General features: G+C 46.6%; 15 protein-coding genes. 11 read left to right on the top strand and 4 right to left on the bottom strand.

Features of this window, described 5'->3' with window-relative positions; translation table 11 throughout:
• Positions 1 to 113: 113 nt before the first annotated feature.
• Together VR7878_RS11625 and cpxA are read left to right on the top strand one after the other, a co-directional pair.
• Positions 114 to 809 carry a response regulator gene (locus VR7878_RS11625; protein ID WP_077336257.1) on the top strand — a complete coding sequence of 232 codons (696 nt, stop codon included), beginning with the start codon at positions 114 to 116 and terminating at the stop codon, positions 807 to 809.
• Positions 809 to 2,233, top strand: a complete 1,425-nt coding sequence (gene cpxA, locus VR7878_RS11620) for an envelope stress sensor histidine kinase CpxA (RefSeq protein ID WP_077336256.1) — start codon at positions 809 to 811, stop codon at positions 2,231 to 2,233. The genes VR7878_RS11625 and cpxA overlap by 1 nt, the downstream gene beginning before the upstream one ends.
• Before the next feature lie 148 nt (positions 2,234 to 2,381).
• Here cpxA and VR7878_RS11615 read toward each other — a convergent pair whose 3' ends face one another.
• Both VR7878_RS11615 and VR7878_RS11610 read right to left on the bottom strand, forming a co-directional pair.
• Positions 2,382 to 2,846, bottom strand: a complete 465-nt coding sequence (locus tag VR7878_RS11615; RefSeq protein WP_077336418.1) for a tRNA (cytidine(34)-2'-O)-methyltransferase — start codon at positions 2,844 to 2,846, stop codon at positions 2,382 to 2,384.
• A 53-nt stretch (positions 2,847 to 2,899) separates the two neighbouring features.
• Complete coding sequence (locus tag VR7878_RS11610; protein WP_077336255.1) at positions 2,900 to 3,379, bottom strand: FxsA family protein; 480 nt, start codon at positions 3,377 to 3,379, stop codon at positions 2,900 to 2,902.
• A gap of 329 nt (positions 3,380 to 3,708) precedes the next feature.
• Between VR7878_RS11610 and VR7878_RS11605 the strand changes: the two genes are divergently transcribed.
• The 6 genes from VR7878_RS11605 (at position 3,709) to VR7878_RS11580 (ending at position 12,458) form a co-directional block, all read left to right on the top strand.
• Complete coding sequence (locus VR7878_RS11605; RefSeq protein WP_235862873.1) at positions 3,709 to 5,580, top strand: sensor domain-containing diguanylate cyclase; 1,872 nt, start codon at positions 3,709 to 3,711, stop codon at positions 5,578 to 5,580.
• 189 nt (positions 5,581 to 5,769) lie between these two features.
• Positions 5,770 to 7,215 carry an aspartate ammonia-lyase gene (gene aspA / locus VR7878_RS11600; protein WP_077336253.1) on the top strand — a complete coding sequence of 482 codons (1,446 nt, stop codon included), beginning with the start codon at positions 5,770 to 5,772 and terminating at the stop codon, positions 7,213 to 7,215.
• A 267-nt stretch (positions 7,216 to 7,482) separates the two neighbouring features.
• Positions 7,483 to 9,282: a protein-disulfide reductase DsbD gene (locus tag VR7878_RS11595; RefSeq protein ID WP_077336252.1), complete on the top strand. Its 1,800-nt coding sequence runs from the start codon at positions 7,483 to 7,485 to the stop codon at positions 9,280 to 9,282.
• A gap of 237 nt (positions 9,283 to 9,519) precedes the next feature.
• Positions 9,520 to 10,149, top strand: coding sequence for a response regulator transcription factor (locus VR7878_RS11590; protein ID WP_077336251.1), 630 nt, complete (start codon positions 9,520 to 9,522; stop codon positions 10,147 to 10,149).
• Positions 10,150 to 10,473: 324 nt separating this feature from the next.
• Entirely contained in the window at positions 10,474 to 10,740 is a 267-nt protein-coding gene (locus tag VR7878_RS11585; protein WP_077336250.1) for a DUF4212 domain-containing protein, read from the top strand.
• 14 nt (positions 10,741 to 10,754) lie between these two features.
• Positions 10,755 to 12,458, top strand: a complete 1,704-nt coding sequence (locus VR7878_RS11580; RefSeq protein ID WP_077336249.1) for a sodium:solute symporter family protein — start codon at positions 10,755 to 10,757, stop codon at positions 12,456 to 12,458.
• A gap of 147 nt (positions 12,459 to 12,605) precedes the next feature.
• Here the strand turns inward: VR7878_RS11580 and VR7878_RS11575 are convergent, their stop codons facing one another.
• The gene (locus VR7878_RS11575) at positions 12,606 to 13,277 is read right to left on the bottom strand and encodes a 7-cyano-7-deazaguanine/7-aminomethyl-7-deazaguanine transporter (RefSeq protein ID WP_077336248.1); all 672 of its coding nucleotides are present in this window, start codon (positions 13,275 to 13,277) and stop codon (positions 12,606 to 12,608) included.
• Between the two features lie 319 nt (positions 13,278 to 13,596).
• Entirely contained in the window at positions 13,597 to 14,880 is a 1,284-nt protein-coding gene (locus VR7878_RS11570; protein ID WP_162841941.1) for a dicarboxylate/amino acid:cation symporter, read from the bottom strand.
• 435 nt (positions 14,881 to 15,315) lie between these two features.
• Between VR7878_RS11570 and gmk the strand changes: the two genes are divergently transcribed.
• From gmk to spoT, 3 genes are all read left to right on the top strand, one after another.
• The gene (gene gmk / locus VR7878_RS11565; RefSeq protein ID WP_077336416.1) at positions 15,316 to 15,945 is read left to right on the top strand and encodes a guanylate kinase; all 630 of its coding nucleotides are present in this window, start codon (positions 15,316 to 15,318) and stop codon (positions 15,943 to 15,945) included.
• A 99-nt stretch (positions 15,946 to 16,044) separates the two neighbouring features.
• Positions 16,045 to 16,317 (top strand): DNA-directed RNA polymerase subunit omega, encoded by a 273-nt coding sequence (rpoZ, locus tag VR7878_RS11560; RefSeq protein WP_038178773.1) that lies wholly within the window; start codon positions 16,045 to 16,047, stop codon positions 16,315 to 16,317.
• Between the two features lie 34 nt (positions 16,318 to 16,351).
• Positions 16,352 to 18,466: a bifunctional GTP diphosphokinase/guanosine-3',5'-bis pyrophosphate 3'-pyrophosphohydrolase gene (gene spoT, locus VR7878_RS11555; protein ID WP_077336247.1), complete on the top strand. Its 2,115-nt coding sequence runs from the start codon at positions 16,352 to 16,354 to the stop codon at positions 18,464 to 18,466.
• The last annotated feature ends 136 nt before the right edge of the window (positions 18,467 to 18,602 follow it).

The raw sequence follows: 18,602 nt of genomic DNA, 5'->3' as shown, positions 1-18,602 counted from the left end.
TTGACTAAATGCACGACAAATTGCTGCAAAAACCATCACGAAAGGTCAACAGCCCCTAGGAAGCCCTTGGCTGACAAAAATAAAACGTTCACAGGACGCGCGGAGAACCACTGATGTCCCATATCCTAATCATTGATGACGATACCGAGTTAACGACACTGCTCAAAGAAGTGCTCACCCTTGAAGGATTCAGTGTTACTGAGGCTCACGATGGTGAAGCCGGTCTCGGGATGCTTGATGAACGGACAGACATTGTCTTATTGGATGTAATGATGCCGAAACTGAATGGCATGGAAACGCTGAAAAGAATCCGTACCTCATCTCAATATGCGCAATTACCGGTGCTGATGCTGACAGCCAAAGGTGAAGAAATTGATCGGGTCATCGGTCTTGAACTGGGTGCTGATGACTATCTGCCAAAACCATTCAGTGATCGGGAACTTCTGGCCCGAATCCGCGCGATTCTCCGTCGCACACAACCAGCTCCGATGCATAAATCGAGTGAGGTGCTCGAGTGCGATGATTTACGCCTATACCCCAAAAAACAAGAAGCATACTGCCACGATCAATTGCTTGATCTAACGACCACAGAGTTTGCATTGCTGACTCACTTTGTTCAGCAGCCGGGAGAAACGCTCACGAAAGAAACCCTGAGTCTGGATGTGCTCGGCAAGCGGCTGGCGGCCTTTGACCGTGCCATTGATATGCATGTCTCCAACCTGAGAAAAAAACTCCCACCCCGCCATGATGGACGGGAAAGAATCAAAACACTGCGCGGGCGCGGTTATCTGATGATTGCGGAGGACTGATGCATCTGCCCAAGTTAAACAGTCTCTACGGCCGAATCTTTGCCATTTTCTGGTTCACGATGTTACTGATTTTAATCGTGGTGCTTTTACTGCCGAATCTTGACCCGAGAAAAGCCAAAGATTTACCCAATTCGGAACGTCAACGTCTGGCTGCCATCAAACAAAACCTTGAAACCAGATTTGCCGGAGAGCAAGACCTCACCACGATTCTCAGAACGCTATCCGACCGGCTCATCCGGCAACCCCGACATAATATGCATTATCGCCCGCTCAGGGAAAATCAGGACAAACCTCATCTGTTTTTGACCGATACGGACAACAACATTCTGCTGGTCAACGGTAATCAAATGGTCAGTCGCCGGATTCTCCAAAATTTCATCACTGGCATTGAATCGGTCGATCAACCGCAGCAGCGCCTCTACGGCCATTTTCTGATGGCGGGGCCGATGCCGGTTCAGCTGGCTCAACAATCTTTGTTACTCTACGTTGCCTTCCCAGACAATCAGCTCCCACCATTGTTTATTCGTTTGCTGGATCACCCGGTTTCGCTGCTACTGGTCGTCATGTTGATCAGTACACCATTGCTGCTCTGGCTGGCATGGGCATTAAGTCAACCCGCTCAAAAACTGGCTCAGGCATCACAACGTGTTGCTCAGGGTGAGTTTCAGGTTGATCGCACTCTGGAGCAGGGAACCACCGAATTTCGTCAGGCAGGACAGAGCTTCAACCATATGGTCGAAGCCGTCAATGAGATGATTTCAGGGCAACAACGACTATTATCCGATATCTCTCATGAGCTTCGCTCCCCCCTCACCCGTTTAAGAATGGCGACAGCACTTGCCACTCGCAAACAGGGAAGCAGCCCCGAACTGGAACGAGTTGATCTCGAAGCCCAACGCTTGGAACAGATGATTGGCGAGCTGTTAGAACTGTCCAGAATGCAGCTCAACAGCCACTCCGAACAAGAAACACAACCCTTGTCCAGTTTATGGGAAGCTTTGCTTGACGATGCCGTATTCGAAGCTGAACAGATGGCAAAAACCCTCACCTATTCAGCCATTCCGGAGCGCCGGATATCAGGCAACCCACAACAACTGATGAGTGCCGTTGAAAATATCGTCCGTAACGCGATCTACTACGGCAAAGATCAAATCCGGGTCACCTTCAGTGATACATCACAGCAGTTAACCCTTTGTGTCGAAGATAACGGTGAAGGCGTGCCGGAGAATGAACTCGCCAATATATTTCGCCCCTTCTATCGCGTATCAACCACCCGAGAGCGGCACAGCGGTGGCACAGGACTGGGGCTAGCGATTAGCGAAAATGCCATCCGTCAGCATCGTGGCACAATTCAAGCCAGCCGCAGCGCCATGGGCGGGCTGAGGGTTACCATCATGCTGCCGCTGGATATACCAGCCTCATAATCCCGCTCCTCGCAACTCACCATTCACCATTCACCATTCACCATTCACCATTCACCATAGTGATCGAAAGGATAAAAAGACAAAAGCCAGTCACTCGACTGGCTTTTTACATGTTTTTTTACATGGTGATGAAATGTTTGATAATGGCTTACTTTCCACCGGGGAAACCAAGTTGACGCCATGCTTCGTAGCTGACGACAGCCACAGAATTGGAGAGGTTCATGCTTCGCGCATCGGGCAACATCGGGATCCGAATTCTGCGCTCTTCAGGGAAACCATTACGAATATCATCCGGTAAACCCGCGGTTTCAGATCCAAATAGCAATACATCGCCAGCTTGATAGGCCGGCTCATCATGCGGTCTGGAACCTTTGGTCGTCAGCGCGAAGATTCGTTGATCACCAATCGCAGCTAAAAATGCTTCGTAGTTCGGGTGGACACTCACCTTCGCCATGTCTCTGTAATCGAGAGCAGCTCGCCGCAGATTTTTTTCTTCAAGATCAAAACCTAATGGCTCAATCAGGTGAAGATGACAACCATTGTTGGTTGATAACCGAATAATATTGCCCGTATTTTGGGCAATGTTCGGACAATATAATGCAATGTGAAACATGGAATTGACGCCTATTTTTATTGTTAGTGATACATTCTCAATGCCGCGATACATTAATTCAATTTATCATGATCGTCATCATCGTCTTTGCGATCATATTCACCTTCATAAGTGTTACCGCGATGGGATTGCCGATCATGAGGCTCACCGGTGCCGAATGGCTGTTGAACATTTCCTTGAATCACGACTTTAGCCATCAGCTTACGAGCCAGCATCGCACGCGGTCCCGGAAGCAACACAAACATCCCCATAAAATCCGTCATAAAGCCGGGCGTCAATAACAGTACCCCGGCAACCGCCAGAAGTACCCCTTCGAGAATTTGTTGTGCCGGTAGTTCGCCCGCCTGAAGTCGCTGTTGCACGGTCAGCAAAGTCTGTAATCCCTGACTTCGTACCAGAGAGGCGCCGACAAACGCCGTGATCAACACTAAACCGATAGTCGGCCACAGTCCGAGATATCCGCCGACCTGAATAAATAAACCAATTTCAATGATTGGTACTGCAATGAATAAAAATAAAATAAGGGGAAACACAGCGCCTCCTTTTATAGGTCTGCAAACCTGTTGAGTGTAACGAAATCTATCGATAAAGCCGACCCCTGAGTTTCACTTCCTTACTATTTTGAGCGTTACCAGCCTCATAAACTTCCCCCAAAGCAGGCTTATCAAGAAAAAGAGTATATATGTGCTCTGTGATGATGTTTTTCATTGCCCTGTTTTATCACTGAAATTAGACAAAGTGGCCAGAAAATCCATAAAAATAGCCGTACTTTCTGGTATCCCGACAGATCCTGATCTAAGTTTTAAGAAATAAATAGTCAGTTAGCTGCATAATGAAACGAGCAAAAAGAACCATTAAAAAGATGATGCTTATATGGCTGTGTCTCTCGGTGATCCCGTTTGGATACTATTTCCATCTCACCAATGAAGCGCATCGCTTTTTTGTTCAACAGCTGGAAACGCAGAGTCGACAATATCTTGAACATGTCGAAACCAAAGCAACTCAACTGACTAAACTCATCCAACAGAATTTTGCACAACTGAGCCAATCTCCTTTGCTCCTCGACTTTGCCAAAACAGGCAATCCGACCTACCGGAATTATCTTAAAAATCAATGGTATCTGACCGCTGCAAATGTGGAATTTTTCTACCAGTTGCGCTATCTCGATTCTCAGGGGCAAGAAATCATTCGTGTTGATTATACACCGCAGATGAGTCACCCCTATATCGTCCCGGACAATGCATTACAATATAAAGGGAAACGAGATTATTTTTATTATGCACAACGGCTTGCACCGGGAGAACAGGGCTATTTCGGAATCGATCTGGAACGAGAATTCGGCCAAATTGTGACCCCATACAAACCGGGATTTCGCATGATCTATCCAATCGATCATGCTCAGCAACGCTTGGGGTACTTCATCGCTAATCTTGAAGTATTCGGCATTATCAAAAACATCACATCCAATGAACTTGGATATTCAGTTGATTTTATTGATAAAAGTGGTTATTACATTCTCAGTAATAATAAGAATAAACTCTTCGGCCGGTTACTCAAAGAGCGGGAAAATGTCAATCTTGCTTATCAACATCCCAAACTCTGGGAGTCGATTCATCAAGCCCCCTACCAGTCCGGTAGCCTTCAAACCCCCGACGGTTTATATGTATTTCAACCATTTCAGGCATCACTATTCGGTAATAGTCATGATATGACACTACTGGCGATGTATCCGCAGAACCTCATCAATCAAGGCTTTACGCAAAGAGATGAAGAAATTCGGATGACTGTTATCATGCTGCTGCTCTTCTTCGGCATTATTGCCGGCTTTTTTGCACTGCTATGGGAGAGTTATTTAATCAACCGGCTGGAGCAAACATTCAATCAGGTCGTACTCGACAACAGTGTTGCTGTCGCCCTAACCAACGCCCACCACATCATTCTGCGGGCAAATATACGTTTCTGTGAACTTTTTGATACTGAACCATCTGAAATTCAAGGGAAAAATATTCTCGATTTACAACCGGCCAAAACCAGGTACAAAAATATTCTCAAACAACTCCAGACCAGTGGAGAATGGCAGGGTCAAGTGCGGATCGGCAATGAAGAACCCCCGCACGTCTGTAAAGTTGAAGTGCGGGCTCTGGAAGGTTCCATCAGACAGATCAGTCATTACGTTTATTCATTCAGTGATATCTCAGAGCACTACAACGCGATTTTAGCGCTCAAAGAGAAGAATGAACGGGATATAATGACCGGACTGTGGAATAAGAAAAAATTCAACCAGACGTTACTGCATTATTCCAGATTGCAGGAACGATATAGCAACCAGCCCCAAAGTAGTCTGGCCATCATTGATGTCGATGATTTCAAACGGATCAATGATACCTACGGCCACGCCGTTGGTGATCAGGTCCTGCTGCGTTTGGCAAATCAAATGTTGTCGATCCTGCGCGATACGGATTTTGTCTCGCGCATCGGTGGCGATGAATTTGCCGTCATCATTCAACATGCCGATGTCAAAACATCACAAAAATTAATGGAAAGAATCAGCCTTGCCATTGAGTCGTGGCAAGAATATGACACCACGATCAGCATCGGAATTGCTGAAATCACATCCAGCCATCACCAATCCTTCGTCAATGCGGACAAAGCACTCTATCGTTCTAAGAAAAAAGGGAAAAATTGTGTTTCCGCTCATGGAATCGAACAATTGACTGTTGTGCAAAACCACTAAAGACAATAAAGTTATCGTCGGTAGTGAAAAAGGTGATCAAGTCACTTTTTTTATCCAGCAGACTCAGTATGATGTTCTATGCGTTTTGGTCGGATTTCCAAACGTTAACACTACCAGAATGGATTCTTTGAAGAATTAATCCCTATAAATTGATAACTACGAAGTTGAGTTACCTAAGGATCCTATACTATGACAACCCTCTCTGAAGCAGTTGCTGAAACCGCTACCCGTCTGGAAGAAGATTTACTCGGCGAACGTCATGTCCCTGCTGATGCATATTACGGCATCCACACTTTACGTGCTGTAGAAAACTTCAATATCTCCAATGTCACCATTTCAGATGTACCTGAATTTGTCCGTGGCATGGTTATGACTAAAAAAGCGGCAGCCCTTGCTAACAAAGAACTAGGCGTGATTCCAAAAGAGATTGCATCTTACATTATCCAAGCATGTGATGTAATGCTCGAAACAGGGAAGTGTATGGATCAATTCCCGTCAGATGTATTTCAGGGCGGCGCAGGGACTTCGGTCAACATGAACACCAACGAAGTCATTGCCAACCTTGCTCTGGAACTGATGGGTAAAGAAAAAGGACAATACGATGTGATCAATCCCAATGATCATGTCAACAAGAGTCAATCAACCAACTGTGCTTACCCAACCGGGTTCCGTATTGCTGTGTTTAACAGCGTACAAAAGCTCGTCAGTGCAGTGAGTTACCTCAAAGAAGCATTTGAACTTAAGAGCCATGAGTTCAGCAATATCCTCAAGATGGGTCGAACTCAGCTTCAGGACGCGGTACCAATGACCGTTGGTCAGGAATTCCACGCTTGGGCTGTGACCTTAAATGAAGAAATTCGTGCGCTGGAATATACTTCAAAGCTTCTGCTTGAAGTCAACTTGGGCGCAACCGCTATCGGTACCGGTCTCAATGCTGCTGAAGGTTATCAGGCGCTGGCAGTCAAACATCTGGCAGCCGTTACCGGACTGGATGTTGTTCCGGCAGAAGACCTGATTGAAGCGACTTCTGACTGTGGCGCATATGTGATGACACATGGTGCACTCAAACGCCTCGCTGTGAAGCTTTCTAAAATCTGTAATGACTTACGTCTGCTGTCTTCCGGACCAAGAGCCGGGCTAAATGAACTGAACCTGCCAGAACTTCAAGCCGGTTCATCCATTATGCCGGCGAAAGTGAATCCAGTTGTTCCTGAAGTCGTCAATCAGGTGTGCTTTAAAGTGCTGGGTAACGACAATACCATCTCTTTTGCTGCGGAAGGAGGACAACTCCAACTGAACGTGATGGAACCGGTTATCGGTCAGGCAATGTTTGAGTCAATCTCGATTCTGTCTAATGCATGTATCAATCTGCGCGATAAGTGTATTGATGGGATTACCGTCAACAAAGAAGTTTGTGAGAACTATGTTTTCAACTCTATCGGCATTGTGACCTATCTGAACCCATATATCGGTCATCATGAAGGTGATATTGTTGGCAAAATCTGTGCTCAGACAGGTAAAAGTGTCCGCGAAGTCGTTCTGGAACGCGGCTTGCTGACCGAAGCAGAGGTGGATGAAATTCTATCTATCGAAAACCTGAGACACCCTCAATATAAAGCGAAACGCTACGAATAAGCATCGTTTTATGTACCACATACTGCGGTATCTACGGATATCGCAGTATGAATTCACAGCTCCTGTAAATTCAAATATCCACCCTATCACACAAATTCTTCCTTCTATTCTGAGAATATCGTCAGAGAGCCATCGCCTTTTTTTGGCTTTTGGTCGAATACTTGAATCTATCTGCCTAAGACTGGCTGCTATCTCTCGCATTTCGCGGAAAACTTGCGTTATGATGAGCCAACTCAAGTCAAACATATCCTTTTAATACGGACAATTATGCGGACTATTTTTCTCATTTGGACACTGCTGGTATCGGCCTTATTACCGCTTCATGCTCAGCAATTTGATGCGCCGTTGTCCTCCGCTTTTAGCCCGAATCAATCGCGATTCGTGACGGTCGATCAGGCGTTTCCCTTTCTCGCCTATCAACAAGGAAATCAATTAACCCTGAGCTGGGATATCAAACCCGGCTATTATCTGTATCAACACAAACTGAATTTCGACCCACAACAAGTACGCATCCTCTCAACGCATATGCGTCAGGGTGAATCACACCAAGATGAGTTTTTCGGGGATGTGAATATCTATAACACCCCGCTGCAAATTACGCTGGAACTGGCCGATGCGGGGGAAAATGCCGAAATTCAGGTCGGATATCAAGGCTGTGCCGAACAGGGGTTTTGTTATCCGCCGGAAGTGCGCACCGTGCCGATCGCACCGATTCCGACGGCAGCAACAAATTCAGAATCAAGCGGTGTTCAATCTCAGTCAAGCCAGCGGTCAGAAAAACACAATGACCAATCGTCACAAGTGTTGCCGCAAGCCGAACAAGATCGCTTGGCCAATGCGCTGGGAGAAGATCTATGGACGGTCGTGCTCTTCCTGTTTCTCGGTATCGGGTTAGCCTTCACACCTTGTGTTTTTCCCATGTATCCGATTGTGACCAGTATCGTGCTGGGTCAGAATAACCTCAATAAGAAGCAGGCCTTCGGACTGGCCGTGATTTATGTTCAGGGGATGGCTCTCACCTATACATTACTCGGACTGGTCGTTGCCTCGGCTGGATTACAGTTTCAGGCAGCGCTACAAAGCCCGGCAATTCTCATCACGTTCAGCCTGCTTTTCATCCTGTTGTCACTCTCCATGTTTGGGCTCTACACCATTCAAATGCCAGCGGCTTTACAAACCGCGCTGAATAACCTCAGCCAACGCCAGTCCGGTGGTCGTCAGTTCGGTGTCTTTATCATGGGCGCGATTTCCGGGCTGATCTGTTCTCCCTGTACCACCGCCCCACTCTCTGGTGCTTTACTATACGTGGCACAGACGGGTGACTTGATGCTCGGTGGTATCGCGCTTTATCTGTTAGGGCTCGGCATGGGGATACCATTGATCGTCATTGCTGTTTTCGGTCAGCGTTTTCTGCCCAAATCAGGTCCGTGGATGGAAAAAATGAAAACGCTGTTCGGCTTTATCCTCCTTGCTGCCCCGATTTTCCTTCTGGAGCGAATCATCCCCGAATTATGGTCAGTCAGCTTATGGGCACTGCTTGGTGTGAGTCTTTTCCTCTGGATATTACTGACCAGTCTCCGCTCTGCGACCAGCCATCTCAGAAAAACATTGCTGCTTGTCTTTTCTCTGGTCGGGGTCGGATTTTCGCTGACACCAGTCGCATTGTATTCCGGCATCATCACATCTCCAACAAACGCTGAATCGCTGTCTTTTGTTCAGGTTGAGAATATCGATGAACTGGCACAACAGCTTGCTTTAGCCAAAGCGAATCAACAACCCGTCATGATCGACTTTTATGCTGACTGGTGCGTCGCCTGCAAAGAGTTCGAAAAATATACGTTTTCAGATCATGGCGTACAGCAAAAACTCGCCAATTATCGTCTCATTCAGGCCGATGTCACGGCAAATAATGCGCAAAATAAAGCCCTGCTGAACCACTTAGGGGTACTTGGATTACCAACCCTCAGCTTTTGGAATAGCGCTGGAGAACGAGTCCCGCAAGCCCGGATTACCGGTTTTATGTCTGCCGATGAGTTCTTGCAACATCTTCATCAGTATGCTTTATAACGTCCGGTCAGAATGCTCAAAGCAACCCAAGTTGCAATGGTTGAGTCTTGGTTCTCCTTTTACGGCATAAAAGCAATCTGGATCACACGATTAATGTATCAACATACAATCGCGACACAGGCCACGCAGATGTCTGCAAAAAAGGGGATAGAGTTCAGAGTTTTCGTGCTCCGACATTGTTCAAAACTATAAACGGAACAATAATTTGGTTAATAGCTTGTAAAAATATGAATTGTAATGGACGCGACCTACACCATTATCATCGCAGATGATCATCCGCTCTTCCGTAATGCACTGTTCCAATCGGTGCATATGGCGGTGAGCGGTGCCAATCTACAGGAAGCAGACACGCTGGATGCACTGCTGACCCTGCTGGCAAAAGAGCCAGAACCGGATCTGGTTTTACTCGACCTGAAAATGCCGGGCAGTAATGGGATCTCAGGGTTAATTCACCTCAAAAACACCTATCCGGATTTACCGATTGTGGTGGTATCAGCCAGTGAAGAACCTTCTGTTGTTGCGCAAGTGAAAAAGCATGGTGCTTTTGGCTTTATTCCCAAATCCAGCGATATGCGTACCCTCGTTGATGCCCTGAATAAAGTGCTCAATGGTGACCCATACTTCCCCGAAGATCTGGTGATGACCAACCAGCCCGGCAGTGATCTGGCTGAAAAAATTGCAGCATTAACCCCACAGCAATACAAAGTATTAGGAATGTTGTCAGATGGCTTACTCAATAAACAAATTGCCTATGAACTGAACGTTTCCGAAGCCACCATCAAAGCCCACATGACAGCTATTTTTCGCAAACTCGGGGTCAAAAACCGCACTCAGGCGGTTATTCTATTAAATGAAATGAATGACTGAATCGCTCATCTTTCACTGATCAACACCGAATACGTTCAACGCGATACCGTCTGGCTGTGCCCGTGCCCCATTTAATGTGACCATTTCATAAAGTGGGATACTCAGTACTCCTCCGATGAGGCTGGGTGTATATACTTTTGGCTAACAATTATATTATTTAACACATTATTCACATTCCCCTCATCTATAAAAATCAGACAATCCATTGATACCATTAAAAATCACTACCCGACTAAAGTTGCAAAGATCAAACCACAACGACCTGCTATTTTATAATCGTAACATTGTATTAACAATAATACCGATAACAGGAAGGAGACGGCTATGGCGTTCGAATCATCGGAGCACGCACAAGCTTACTGGAAAGAGAATTTAGGAATCATGGGAACCCTGCTCGCTATTTGGTTTCTGGTTTCTTACGGTGCAGGGGTTTTATTTGTAGACGCACTGAACACCATTCAATTCGCTGGTTTTAAACTCGGGTTTTGGTTTTCCCAACAGGGATCGATCTATGTTTTCGTTGCCCTTATTTTCATCTATGTCTGGCGAATGAACGCACTCGACAAGAAATATAACGTCCACGAAGACTAATCAAGGAGTGACGTATGGATATTCAAACTTGGACATTTATCCTCGTGGGTGTGACCTTTGCCTTGTACATCGGCATTGCAATCTGGGCAAGAGCCGCTTCAACCAGTGAGTTTTATGTCGCCGGTGGTGGCGTTCATCCGGTGGCAAACGGGATGGCAACCGCGGCGGACTGGATGTCTGCGGCATCATTTATTTCTATGGCGGGGATCATCTCTTTTATTGGCTATGACGGTGGTGTCTACCTGATGGGTTGGACCGGCGGCTATGTCTTACTTGCACTTTGCCTCGCCCCTTACCTCAGAAAATTCGGCAAATTTACCGTTCCCGATTTTATCGGTGATCGCTATTATTCCAGAACAGCACGAATGGTAGCGGTATTCTGCGCTATTTTTGTCTCTTTCACCTATGTTGCCGGCCAGATGCGCGGCGTTGGCGTTGTTTTCGCCCGCTTTCTCGAAGTCGATATCAACATGGGAATTATTATCGGCATGGCGATCGTATTCTTTTATGCGGTCATGGGTGGGATGAAAGGTATTACTTATACACAGGTCGCCCAATATTGCGTACTGATTTTCGCGTTTCTGGTACCTGCCATTTTCACCTCACTGATGATGACGGGGACACCGATTCCACAACTGGGATTCGGTTCAACCATCTCCGATACTGATACTTATCTCTTGGATCGATTAGATGGCTTAACTCAGGAATTGGGCTTTACCGCCTATACTGACGGTTCAAAAAGTATGGTCGATGTCTTCTTTATCTGTGCCGCCTTGATGGTTGGTACGGCAGGACTCCCCCACGTCATTATCCGCTTCTTTACCGTACCGAAAGTCTCTGATGCACGGATTTCTGCCGGATGGGCGTTGGTGTTTATCGCCTTGCTCTATACCACAGCTCCGGCGGTTGCGGCATTTGCCCGGGTAAATATGATTGATACGATCAATGGTCCCGATATGCAAGGGGTTCAGTCTGCCGATGCACCCAGTTGGTTTAAAAACTGGGAGAGTACCGGGCTGGTGTCATGGGAAGATAAAAATGGTGATGGCCGCATGTTCTATGCAGGCGATTCGCGTAATGAAGTGCAGATCAACCGCGATATCATCGTACTGGCTTCTCCGGAGTTAGCCAAATTGCCAAACTGGGTCGTTGCCTTACTGGCTGCCGGTGGTCTTGCTGCTGCACTCTCAACCGCAGCGGGTCTGCTACTGGTAATCTCCACCTCAATCTCACATGACTTACTCAAAAAAGGCTTCAAACCAGACATGACCGACAGGCAAGAACTACTTGCAGCGAGAATCGGCGCCGCACTGGCCGTGATCGGTGCTGGCTATCTGGGAATCAATCCTCCGGGATTCGTGGCGCAGGTGGTCGCCTTTGCCTTCGGCCTTGCTGCCGCATCCTTCTTCCCGGCCATTATCATGGGGATTTTCTATAAGAAAATGAATAAAGAAGGGGCGATAACAGGTATGCTTTCGGGAATTGTTTTCACTGCGGCATACATCATCTACTTTAAGTTCATCAATCCGGCAGACAATACCCCCGCCAACTGGTGGTTCGGTATCAGTCCGGAAGGAATAGGAACATTAGGGATGTGTCTGAATTTTGTGGTCGCCATTGTGGTCAATAAATTTACGGCAGAAGTGCCCGATGATGTGCAGGAAATGGTGGAATCCATTCGCTATCCGAAGGGTGCAGGTACAGCGCATAACCATTAATAACCATCAAAACCAGATGTGACCCGAAACATAGCGGGTCACATCTCTCAATCAGGCACCGGATCAATACAGATTCATCAGTTCCCTGTCAGCTTGCCATCCTGAACACAACAACAGTGTCGCTCAATACAACGCACACAATGACCTTTAAGCCTTGGCACTCGTCAGTGAAAAGTTCGGATTGATTGCAGTAATACGGCTCACCAAATAGTTCAGTAATACCCCATACATTGGCACAAACAGCCCTAAACTAATCACCAGTTTAAAACCATAATCGACCATAGCGATTTCCTGCCAATGCTGTGCCATAAACGGGTCTGGACTTTGATAGAAAGCAATCCCAAAAAAGGCCACAGTATCCAGCGCATTACCAAACAGTGTTGAACACGTTGGTGCCACCCACCACTGCTTCAGCTGGCGTAAGCGGTTAAAGACTTGAACATCCAACACTTGCCCGAACAGATAGGCCATAAAACTGGCAATCGCGATTCGGGCCACAAACCAGTTGATCTGACTCAATGGTTCAACGCCCTGAAAATGGCCTTGAAAGAACAGTACCGATAAAAGATATGAAACGGCTAAAGCCGGGATCATCACTAAAAAGATAATTCGCCGGGCCAGTGAAGCACCAAAGATTCTGACCGTCAGATCCGTCGCGAGAAAAATGAACGGGAATGTAAATGCTCCCCAAGTCGTGTGATAGCCCATGACAGTAAAGGGGATCTGCACTAAGTAGTTACTGGAAGCAATAATCAGTAAGTGGAATAAAACAAGAAAACTCAGCGCCTTGCGTTGCTGTGCTATGGTAAAAATACTCATGATGTACCTTTTTCTTTTGGTTTGGGGTGAGGGAACCCAAATCTATGCATCTGAGACAATTTGCCTCGGTTCAATACTCTTTTGAGCCAATCTTGCGCAAAAAAGAGGGCGGATTATACAGCAACGACCGATGAGCGCAAGCGGGTTCAATGGCGTAAAAAAAGTCAGAGATTGAGGATATGGATAAGAGATATTCCGGCTCATCCTGACGGACAAACCGGAATATTTTCGCTAGAAGCAGGTAAAGACGGGCGATGTCTTGACTGTAGCAATCAGCCCCTGTGCAGGTAGGTCTATACAGGGGACAGAGATAAGATGATTATGAAAGTGAAGTTGCTGATTCCACTTCCCGTTCTTGTTCTCTTCCTTGTTCAGATGTTTGCTCTTGTCCTTGAGGATACTGAATTTCTTTTTCTGAAGCGCCAACCACAATTGATGCAGCCAGATCGCCAATCACGTTAATCGATGTTCTTGCCATATCCAATATGCGATCGATTCCCGCAATCAGTGTTAGACCTTCTAACGGCAGTCCCACTGACGTTAAAACAATGGATAGCATAATTAAGCCACCACCGGGAACACCGGCCGTCCCAATTGCACCTAACGTTGCCGTCAGAATAATGGTTCCCATTTGTGCGAAGGTTAAATCGATGCCATAAACCTGAGCAATAAAGAGTGCGCAAACCCCTTGATAGAGGGATGTGCCGCCCATATTGATAGTTGCCCCGAGTGGCAGAACAAAACTTGCTATTTTGTCCGATACGCCGAAGTTTTCCTTAATTGTCCGGATACTGACAGGCAAAGTGCCGGAGCTGCTCGACGTACTAAATGCCGTGGCAGCTGCAGGTAAAATACCTTTCATAAACCGTAATGGCGAAATGCCCGCAAATCCTTTGACGGTGACTGCATAGACCAATGCCATCTGTATGATACAGCCCACATATACCGCACCAATGACCTTAATTAAAGGAATCAGGACAGCGGCACCATTTGAGGCAACAACAGGGACAATCAGGCCAAACACCCCATAAGGTGCTAATGACATAATAAAGCCGGTAATTTTATACATAATTTCAGCCACACTTTCGAAAAATGAAATAAATGGCTGAGCTTTGTTTTCTGGAAGAGAGGTCGCTCCCATCCCAAGGAATAGAGCAAAAGCAATAATCTGGAGCATATTGCCTTCAACAAGTCCCTTTAACGGGTTCTGTGGGATAATATTTAAAAATGTATCCACCAGACTGACACTTGCTACGGCTTTACTCGTACCGCTGACCGGAATGGTCAATCCAGCCCCCGGCATAAAGATTGTTGCCAAAAACAAACCGATTGTCACTGCAAAAGCGGTCGTTAATAGGTAGTAACTAAGTGTTTTTCCTCCGATTCTTCCGAGTGTTTTAATATCACCAATACTGGCGGCACCAACAATTAACGATGAAAATACTAAAGGGACGATTAGCATTTTGATCAAGTTGATGAATAATGTTCCGATGGGTTTTATATAAGTATTCGCAATATCCGGTGCTCCTTGCAGAAGCAATCCGACTGCGACCCCGGCAGCAAGACCAATGAAGATTTTGGTGGTCAACTTCATTTTTTTCATGATGTTCCTCATTGTTTTATATAGATGACATCGCCCGTGTTATCGTCTATGCCTGCGCTTTTATATGTCTATTCAAATGGAAATGATAGACCTTGTTTATTGTATAGTTTGTGCTACACAAACTCGCGCGACGTTATCACATTAATCAATAGCGAACCACGATAGACTGTGATGAAAAGAGGGGTTTTTCACATTATTCTCCCTCTCTCCGGCACGGCACTCAGAATAATCGACCAAACGCGACCAGCCAGACTTGAGCGATAAGAATGGATTGTGATACCCTTCGCCTCCATTTTTCTACCCATGTTTCTACTCAAAATAAATCTCGGTATTCTCCTCATGATCGGTTTAAAATGAGTCACATGGGTTCAAAAGATCCTGAGCATCCCGCTTGGTGATCATCGGTTAACTGATAGTGAGAGTGAAATAGACATGATGGGTCAAGGTACGCTTTACATCGTTTCAGCCCCGAGTGGTGCAGGAAAATCAAGCCTGATCGCGGCCTTATTGGAAAAGAACCCGACCTATGCCATGAAAGTTTCCATATCACATACAACCCGCCAGCCCAGACCGGGTGAGCAGGATGGCATTCATTATCATTTTGTCGATAAAGCCAATTTTGAAGCCCTGATTGCCAAAGGTGAATTTCTCGAATATGCCGAAGTCTTCGGTAACTATTACGGTACTTCTCAAGTCTGGATCGAAGAGACATTAGGGAAAGGGATCGATATTTTCCTTGATATAGACTGGCAGGGTGCGCGGCAAATTCGGCAAAAAATGCCGGCAGCCCGCAGTATTTTTATTCTTCCCCCCTCAAAGGAAGAACTAGAACGGCGTCTGAACGCCCGTGGCCAAGATAATCAGGCAGTGATTGAGAAAAGAATGAGTGAAGCTCAGTCAGAAACCTCTCACTATGCCGAATATGACTATCTCATCATCAATGACGATTTTGATGCTGCACTGATGGATTTTAAAGCGATCATTCGCGCAGAAAGATTGAAGCAAGACAAGCAAGCTGCTAAATATAGCAATATGCTGTCGGAGTTATTGTCTAACGGACAATAAAAACCCCCGACGAGATACCCCATGAAGTTTACAATTCGTTCCGTTCGGTTGTATAATTTCTGGTCATTTATAGATTTTTATTAACAATTTGGAGTTCTCATGGCACGCGTAACTGTTCAAGACGCAGTTGAAAAAGTTGGTAACCGTTTCGATTTGGTTCTTATTGCGGCCCGCCGCGCTCGTCAAATGCAAACAGGTGGAAAAGATCCATTGGTGCCTGAAGAAAACGATAAAGCGACCGTTATCGCTCTGCGCGAGATTGAAGATGGTCTGATTACAAAAGACGTGCTTGATGCTCGTGAGCGTCAAGAGCAACAAGAACAAGAAGCCGCAGAACTGGCAGCAGTGAGCAGTATCGCTCATAACCGTTAATTTTTGCAGGTAACACAACAGACGGGCCTAAAATTTGTATCTATTCGATAGCCTCAAAGCCGTTGCCCAGGAATATCTGACAGAGCCTCAAATTGAGGCTCTACGTCACTCTTATGTCGTCGCGAGAGATGCTCACGAGGGTCAGACACGTTCCAGCGGAGAACCTTATATTATCCATCCGGTCGCAGTTGCCCGAATTCTGGCAGAAATGCGTTTGGATTTGGAAACGTTGCAAGCTGCACTCCTCCACGATGTCATCGAAGATACAGAAGTCACCAAAGAAGCATTGGAAACCCAGTTCGGTACCGCTGTCGCTGAACTTGTTGACGGTGTTTCCAAACTCGACAAACTCAAATTTCGAGATCGCAAAGAAGCACAAGCGGAAAACTTCCGCAAAATGGTGCTGGCCATGGTTCAGGATATCCGTGTCATTCTGATCAAACTGTCTGACCGGACTCATAATATGCGAACGCTCGGTGCACTTCGTCCGGACAAGAAACGCCGGATCGCCAGAGAAACGCTGGAAATCTATGCACCACTGGCTCACCGCCTCGGGATACACAATATTAAAGTTGAGTTGGAAGAGCTTGGCTTTGAAGCCCTTTATCCCAATCGCTTCCGCGTGCTGAAAAATGTTGTCAAATCAGCACGGGGCAATCGTAAAGAGATGATTCAGCGTATCCATACCGAGATTGAAGGCCGACTGAAAGAAGTCGGGCTGACGGCCAAAGTCGTGGGGCGTGAAAAAAATCTGTTTTCTATCTATAACAAGATGAAAACGAAAGAGCAGCGCTTCCATAGTATTATGGATATCTATGCCTTCCGGATTATCGTCGATACTGCGGACACGTGTTATCGGGTTCTTGGTCAGGTGCATAGCCTGTACAAACCTCGTCCGGGGCGTATCAAAGATTATATCGCTGTACCGAAAGCCAACGGCTATCAGTCAATCCATACTTCAATGGTCGGCCCGCACGGTGTTCCGGTAGAAGTTCAGATCCGAACTGATGACATGGATCAGATGGCCGACAAAGGTGTGGCAGCGCACTGGTCTTACAAAGGCAACGGGGAACGGACCGGAACCACCGCGCAAGTCAAAGCGCAACGCTGGATGCAAAGTTTGCTGGAACTTCAGCAAAGCGCCGGTAATTCATTTGAATTCATTGAAAACGTCAAATCTGATTTATTCCCCGATGAGATTTACGTATTTACCCCGAAAGGGCGAATCGTCGAACTTCCGGCAGACGCAACCGCCGTCGATTTTGCCTATGCTGTGCACACCGATGTCGGCAATACCTGTGTCGGAGCCCGGGTAGACCGGAATCCGTATCCGCTGAGTAAATCGTTAAAGAACGGACAAACCGTAGAAATCATCAGTGCACCGGGGGCTCGTCCGAATGCGGCATGGCTCAATTATGTGGTGACCTCCCGGGCACGGACAAAGATTCGTCAGGTGCTCAAAACCATGCGCAGAGAAGAGTCGGTGACGCTGGGACGACGCCTGCTCAATCACGCTTTGGGTGAACAAACCATCACCAGTATTGATCCGGAAAGTATCCAGAAAGTTCTCTCTGAACTGAAAATGGAACAACTGGACGATATGCTGGCAGCAATTGGTCTCGGTGAACTCATGAGTATCGTGATTGCCCGCCGCCTGCTGGGGAATACCGATGGTATGGCCGTTAATGATAGCAACAGACCGAAACGGAAACTGCCGATCCGGGGGGCTGATGGTATTTTGCTGAACTTTGCCAACTGCTGTCACCCGATTCCCGATGACCATATTGTGGCGCATATTTCTCCGGGAAGAGGACTGGTCGTTCACCGTGAAACCTGTGCCAATGTCCGGGGTTATCAACGTGAGCCTGAAAGATATATGGCTGTCGAATGGTCGAATGACTATGATCAGGAATTTATCACCGAACTGAAAATCGATATGCAGAATCATCAGGGTGCGCTGGCAGAACTGACAAATGTGATTTCCCAAACCGGTTCGAATATTCACGGTATCTCAACCGAAGAAAGAGACGGACGTCTGTATACCGTGACGGTACTACTGACCACCAAAGATCGGGTTCACCTTGCGGGAATCATGCGTAAAATCCGTGTTATGCCTCACGCTCTGAAAGTCCGGCGCAAACGTAGCTAAGCGATATCACGCTATTCTTCAGCATAAGACCCGATATCGGGTCTTTGTTGTTTTTGCCCGGGTCACCAATCATCAATCCGATTGATTAACCGGTCACAATGCGACTCAACTTAAAATAAAAGCATAAAAAACCTGT

The organism is Vibrio ruber DSM 16370 (assembly GCF_900163965.1).
Taxonomy (GTDB): domain Bacteria; phylum Pseudomonadota; class Gammaproteobacteria; order Enterobacterales; family Vibrionaceae; genus Vibrio; species Vibrio ruber.
This window is presented reverse-complemented; position numbering and strand designations above follow the sequence as displayed.

What these genes read in the sequence shown, in the direction of transcription:
- VR7878_RS11625 (WP_077336257.1), top strand. Translation starts at nt 114, where the DNA reads ATGTCCCATATCCTAATCATTGATGACGATACCGAGTTAACGACACTG.
- cpxA (WP_077336256.1), top strand. Translation starts at nt 809, where the DNA reads ATGCATCTGCCCAAGTTAAACAGTCTCTACGGCCGAATCTTTGCCATT.
- VR7878_RS11615 (WP_077336418.1), bottom strand. Translation starts at nt 2,846, where the DNA reads ATGTTTCACATTGCATTATATTGTCCGAACATTGCCCAAAATACGGGC.
- VR7878_RS11605 (WP_235862873.1), top strand. Translation starts at nt 3,709, where the DNA reads ATGATGCTTATATGGCTGTGTCTCTCGGTGATCCCGTTTGGATACTAT.
- aspA (WP_077336253.1), top strand. Translation starts at nt 5,770, where the DNA reads ATGACAACCCTCTCTGAAGCAGTTGCTGAAACCGCTACCCGTCTGGAA.
- VR7878_RS11595 (WP_077336252.1), top strand. Translation starts at nt 7,483, where the DNA reads ATGCGGACTATTTTTCTCATTTGGACACTGCTGGTATCGGCCTTATTA.
- VR7878_RS11590 (WP_077336251.1), top strand. Translation starts at nt 9,520, where the DNA reads ATGGACGCGACCTACACCATTATCATCGCAGATGATCATCCGCTCTTC.
- VR7878_RS11585 (WP_077336250.1), top strand. Translation starts at nt 10,474, where the DNA reads ATGGCGTTCGAATCATCGGAGCACGCACAAGCTTACTGGAAAGAGAAT.
- VR7878_RS11580 (WP_077336249.1), top strand. Translation starts at nt 10,755, where the DNA reads ATGGATATTCAAACTTGGACATTTATCCTCGTGGGTGTGACCTTTGCC.
- VR7878_RS11575 (WP_077336248.1), bottom strand. Translation starts at nt 13,277, where the DNA reads ATGAGTATTTTTACCATAGCACAGCAACGCAAGGCGCTGAGTTTTCTT.
- VR7878_RS11570 (WP_162841941.1), bottom strand. Translation starts at nt 14,880, where the DNA reads ATGAAAAAAATGAAGTTGACCACCAAAATCTTCATTGGTCTTGCTGCC.
- gmk (WP_077336416.1), top strand. Translation starts at nt 15,316, where the DNA reads ATGGGTCAAGGTACGCTTTACATCGTTTCAGCCCCGAGTGGTGCAGGA.
- rpoZ (WP_038178773.1), top strand. Translation starts at nt 16,045, where the DNA reads ATGGCACGCGTAACTGTTCAAGACGCAGTTGAAAAAGTTGGTAACCGT.